The organism is Pseudomonadota bacterium (assembly GCA_023229365.1).
GTDB lineage: Bacteria > Myxococcota_A > Polyangia > JAAYKL01 > JAAYKL01 > JALNZK01.
Genome location: JALNZK010000002.1, coordinates 334,073 through 340,072, shown reverse-complemented (window position 1 = coordinate 340,072; position 6,000 = coordinate 334,073). Strand labels below are relative to the sequence as shown.

Genomic DNA, 6,000 nt, shown 5'->3' with positions numbered 1-6,000 from the left:
TCCAGAGTATCCACTAATTCCAGAGTATCCACTTTTCCCTGAATAACCACTGTAGCCACTGATGCCCGATCCAGAGTATCCACTAATGCCTGAGCCTGAGTAACCCGAGTACCCACTAATGCCAGAATAACCACTGATGCCTGAGCCACTATATCCCGAGTAACCACTAACGCCTGAGTAGCCTGAAACTCCTATGACTTGCAATGAAATTTCAACCAAATCATTGTCGCTGAATCCAGTACCACCAAAAGACCCATCAAATCCTGGGCTAAACCCTCCGCTAAAAGGCCCCGTATTCACACCCAGTGCGATAACATCACTGACTGAACTATCAATACTTATGATGTTAAAACCAAAGTATAATGCCTTATTATTGAGATTTGTAATCCTTATTTGATCCCCAACCTTCATAAGGTTAAAAAACATATAAACATCGGTAGTATGAAACTCTATTGATGAAATGTATACAACGGTAGCATCTGTTAATACATCATCTGCGGAGAAATGACCAGCACCAGGGGTGCTGGTATGGGCTGAATTATATAAATACAAATATGGTGCTGGCTCTCCTGAGTATCCGCTGTAACCACTGACACCTGAGCCCGAGTACCCACTAATGCCCGAGTACCCACTAATGCCCGAGTACCCACTAATGCCCGAGTACCCACTAATGCCCGAGTAACCACTAATGCCTGAATAACCACTAATGCCTGAATAACCACTGTATCCACTAATACCTGAACCTGAGTAACCACTAATGCCCGAGTATCCACTTTTCCCTGAGTAACCGCTATATCCTGAGTAACCACTGATGCCCGATCCTGAGTAACCGCTATATCCCGAGTAACCACTAATGCCCGAGTACCCACTAATGCCCGAGTAACCACTAATGCCCGAGTACCCACTAATGCCCGAGTACCCACTAATGCCCGAGTAACCACTAATGCCCGAGTCACCACTAATGCCCGAGTATCCACTTTTCCCTGAGTAACCGCTATATCCTGAGTAACCACTGATGCCCGATCCTGAGTAACCGCTAATGCCTGAGTATCCACTTTTTCCTGAGTAACCGCTATATCCCGAGTAACCACTAATGCCCGAGTAACCACTAATGCCCGAGTAACCACTAATGCCCGAGTAGCCGCTAATGCCCGAGTAGCCGCTAATTCCGCTGTGGCCACTGACACCTGAACCTGAGTAACCTGAATAACCACTAACGCCTGAATAACCACTGTAGCCACTAACACCTGAACCACTATAACCACTGTAGCCACTAACACCTGAACCACTATAACCGCTGTAGCCACTGATGCCTGAGCCTGAGTATCCACTAATACCTGAGTAACCACTATATCCTGAGTAACCGCTATATCCCGAGTAACCACTGACACCTGAGCCAGAGTATCCACTAATGCCTGAACCACTATATCCTGAGTAACCGCTATATCCCGAGTAGCCGCTAATTCCACTATATCCACTGATGCCCGAGTAGCCGCTAATTCCACTATATCCACTGATGCCCGAGTAGCCGCTAATTCCACTATATCCGCTGTAGCCACTAATGCCCGATCCAGAGTATCCACTAATTCCAGAGTATCCACTTTTCCCTGAATACCCACTATATCCTGAGTAACCACTGACACCTGAGCCAGAGTATCCACTAATGCCTGATCCTGAGTAACCACTAACGCCTGAGCCTGAGTACCCACTTTTCCCTGAGTAACCGCTGTAACCACTAACGCCTGAACCACTATAACCGCTGTAGCCACTGATGCCTGAGCCTGAGTATCCACTTTTCCCTGAGTAGCCACTGACACCAGAACCAGAGTAACCACTAATGCCTGAACCACTATATCCTGAGTAGCCACTGACACCAGAACCAGAGTAACCACTAATGCCTGAGTAACCGCTGTAGCCACTAATTCCTGATCCTGAGTAACCGCTGATTCCAGAATATCCACTGTAGCCGCCCGTAGCTACAGTTTTCCCTATATAAACATAAATCTTAATAGAGGTTGGAGTTGGTGGGGCACTGGCGGTTTCTTGAAAAAACACACCAGATTCATATTGATAAATCCAATCTCTTCCATCTCCAGGAGGAATGAGTGTGGCCCCGGCGTATGGTTTTCCTTCATAGTCTGTTCCATAAGACGGAGGAATGGCATTTTTTACTCTGTCTCCAGCAGAAATTCCAGGCGGATAAGACATCTCTCCTGCTGGATATGTGGCAAAAAATGCTTGCCCATTAGATGTTGGATCGGCTGTAAGGACAGCCTGAGCGTGCGTCACTCCATCCAGACAATAAATAACACTCGTGTCACCAACAGGAGCCGTGCCTGGAACACTATCTGTCCAGACTTTAGTGCCATCAACAACAATGTTGTAAGCTTCAGCCTCATTGTTTGGTCCTTTCTGTGCATAATTAGTATCACTCTTACCTAAGAGGAACTTTAATGCCATTTGGGCCATTGTGTCTGTTGATAACGCCATTTATGCTCCAACCAATGTAATACTAGTCAAATTTCTAATCCATCCACTAGGAACTCTAATTCTTAAAAATACCTTGCCATTAACACTTGCGGCTCCCGTAGATTTTGTGCCAACAGTTATTGACATGGCAGAATTCATAGAAAATGTTCCTGATAACAAACATCCGTCACCGTCTGACCAATGGGCTGTTGCGAACAATGCAGTTACATCTAGCCAACCAGTGCCTTCTCCACCATCATTAGGTAGCTTAATATCTATTTTTATTTGACTTGTTGTAGAAAAAGCCGTTCCATTTGATATTGGTGTTATTGACGCTCCATTTACCGTAAGTGTAAAATTGCTCCTAGCTGTGGTTAACATGTCAAAAAATCTATAATAGCAACGTTCACCAGATATACCTGTGGAGTAGTTAACGTTTCCAGCGGGACCATTGGCTATGGTTGAGAAATTCATTGTTGGATACACAAGTGTGCCATTATATGTTTGTGTTCCATCGTTGTATCCAGCACTACCAGCATCAGCAATGGTATTAGATGATGTCCACGAACTAGTGACGGCTGTAGCGTCGTTGTCAAAATCTGAATTTGATGGCAATCTATAAGTCTCATCGTCAAAATATTCAGCAGTAACGGTAGATGAGGCAACAAAATTATCAAGAAGTATATCTGTGATAGATCGATAGGATGAAGATTGAGTAGATTGCACAGTCCTTTTTGCAGTTGTTCTAACACTAATGGTATGTCCAGCAGTGGGATTTAGTCTGGTGCTGGATGAAGTAATGTTTACTGTTTTTGATTTAGTTACATCTAGTGCTTCATCCCCTCCTGAATTGCCCAAAGATTCATTTGTCAATGCTTGTAAAGGGGTGCTGTTAAAGCTGTAAGCAATAGCATCTGATCCTGTATACCATGTGTTTCTGTAAAGATTGCTGATTGTTGCGGCATAAGTTGCCGATCCACCCGTATAATAATTTACTCCCGACAAATATTTTGATCCACTGCCAGTAAATCCTGTAAGCGTGTCCGCAGAAAAAGTCGTGGTCGTAGTATTTAGGTCACGAATAAAATCGCAATAAAGATTGGTGGGCGGGCGATCTGTTCCTACGGTATGGGTAATACGCACCCAATTCCAACCTTCTCTGCAATCAGCGGTATTGACCACCCATTGTGCTGTCCTATAAACAAATAATGTAAAATCACTGCCATTAGGAAATTTTTCATAGGTTACTGCTGATATACTTGTAAACCCGGTGCCATTGCCATTCAGAGAGCTTCCAGAACTAAATATTGATAAATCAACAGTATGTTTTGGTGTTACATCATTATTGACATATATACTTAGAATTCCTGTGTCACCGTCAATAAAAGCATATTGAAGATATGCTCCATTCGGTTCTGCAACAATATTAGATGCCAATTGTCCTGTAAAACTTGTTGTTGTGGAACTAAAAACACCTCTTCGCATGCCGCTTAAAGCATTATAAGTAAATGCACCATCGACAGCGACAGATGTGCAATTGCCAATGCCATCTACGTTCGATACACCGCCTATGGGATATGATCCATCAAAACTTAGTTTTCCTGTTGCTCCTGTTGTTTGGGCATTGTTATATGTCGAAAAATTGGGTGCTGGTGCGGGTGCTAATGCAGCTAATACTTCATTTACTTCTTGTTCGGCATCAGCAATCAAAGTTACATTGGGTTCCCAGGGAAATAACCCATCTAGGTAATCGCCAGTCGTTGGATTTCCCAAATATATATTTGTGGTTCCAGAGTATCCTGAGTATCCACTGATGCCTGATCCTGAGTATCCTGAATATCCACTGATGCCTGATCCTGAGTATCCTGAATATCCACTGATGCCTGATCCTGAGTATCCTGAGTATCCACTGATGCCTGAGTCACCTGAATATCCGCTATACCCACTAATGCCTGAGTCACCTGAATATCCGCTATACCCACTAATGCCTGAGTCACCTGAATATCCGCTATACCCACTAATACCAATTCCAGAGTAGCCAGAATATCCGCTAATACCTGAGCCAAGGGCACTTGCTATTTGAAAATATATTCCATCATAAATAACAGTGATGACTTGTCCTGTTTTGATATCGCCCATATCCAGGGCATCACTTACATTTTTTTTAATAGCAACAGCAGGCAGACTATCAACTTTTAAAGTTGACGCACCTGTATTATCATGAGAGGCTTTGAAAGAAACCGGCAGCCCTATAAATAAATAATTTAAACCCAAGCTTACAACATAAGCGTTGGCAGCCCCAGTATCTGCTGAATAATTAATATTGCCAGCAACAATCGTTTCGGCCTTAAATGCACCTTTAATTTCCATATTGAGTATCTATCCTTTGCCCTGCCAGTTTCAGTAAAAACCACCAGTTTGTGGGGTAATTTTGGGGTTTACAAACCAGAAAGCTGAAGTATAATGGCGGTGGAGGAAAATGATGACAGCAGATCAAATACAAACCCACGAAGTAGTCGAGCATTTCATTAGAATGCTTGTAGTTGAAGCACAAGCCGATCCACGGTACATTATGACTGGCGTACACAACGCCTTTGTTCATGGGGAAATTCTTCATGAGGCTGACTTCAACCTGGGCGAGAATGACGAACATTTGCAGGAATTTTTTCGGGGAATTGAAATTTCCCAGGCGGCATTAAAAGCCATGCGGGAAGAATAACCGAAAAATTTTTTTGAAAATTGAGAAACTGGTGTTGACAGGGAATAAAAAAGGCGTATAATAGATCATACTGAATGAACCGCAATACGGTATTCAGCGTATAGTGTTGAAAGACGGGGCTTGTGGTTTTGTTGGTTCGACTCCAACGGCTCCCCTTGCTATCCCAAACCTATAGAGGTTACAAACGACTTTCTCCCCCGCTTGAAGGGGGAGATTTGAATGTTCTCCCCTCTATGAACTTGGATAGCCAATTTTGTGTTCTTTGACAATTTGAGTTGTAAACATCATCAAGCTTCCGTCTGTCCCATACAGACGGAGCTTACAAACAAATAAGTGGGTTCGACTCCCATCATTCCGCAAGGAATGTAGCCTAACGGTCAGGCACCAGTAATTGGAACTGTCAAAAGTTGAACAGCTTCTTCAACTTGGACAGACGGAAGCTTGATGATGTTGACGCAGGCAAGTGTTTGCTCGTCCCACACAGACAGAGCTTACAAACAATCTGTTGGTTCGAATCCAACAAACACGCCAAAATGTGTTTTAGCCTAATGGTAAAGGCAACAGTCTATTAAACTGTCACTATGTGAAACAGCTTTTTCGACTTGGACGGGCCAACACTTGCTTGCGTCGGTAAAATCAACATAAGGCAAACATTTGATCGTCCCATACTGACGGAACTTACAAACAATTAGCTCATCAGTAGAGCAAAACTTCCATAAAGTTTCGGTAGTTGGTGCGAATCCAACATTGTTGCAAAAAACAGTTTCTTCGACTTGGACGATCAAATGTTTGCCTTATGAATATCCCGGTGA

3 protein-coding genes are annotated in these 6,000 nt (G+C 43.4%); 1 reads left to right on the top strand and 2 read right to left on the bottom strand.

Going from position 1 to position 6,000, the window contains the following annotated elements:
• Nucleotides 1–2,490 (bottom strand): hypothetical protein (locus M0R80_03430; protein MCK9458665.1); only part of this gene is annotated, 2,490 nt, incomplete at its 3' end.
• Nucleotides 2,491–4,839 (bottom strand): hypothetical protein, encoded by a 2,349-nt coding sequence (locus M0R80_03425; GenBank protein ID MCK9458664.1) that lies wholly within the window; start codon nucleotides 4,837–4,839, stop codon nucleotides 2,491–2,493.
• Nucleotides 4,840–4,948: 109 nt separating this feature from the next.
• On the opposite strand from M0R80_03425, the gene M0R80_03420 reads away from it, so the two are divergent.
• Nucleotides 4,949–5,188, top strand: a complete 240-nt coding sequence (locus tag M0R80_03420) for a hypothetical protein (protein ID MCK9458663.1) — start codon at nucleotides 4,949–4,951, stop codon at nucleotides 5,186–5,188.
• Nucleotides 5,189–6,000 lie beyond the last annotated feature (812 nt).

What these genes read in the sequence shown, in the direction of transcription:
- M0R80_03425 (MCK9458664.1), bottom strand. Translation starts at nt 4,839, where the DNA reads ATGGAAATTAAAGGTGCATTTAAGGCCGAAACGATTGTTGCTGGCAAT.
- M0R80_03420 (MCK9458663.1), top strand. Translation starts at nt 4,949, where the DNA reads ATGATGACAGCAGATCAAATACAAACCCACGAAGTAGTCGAGCATTTC.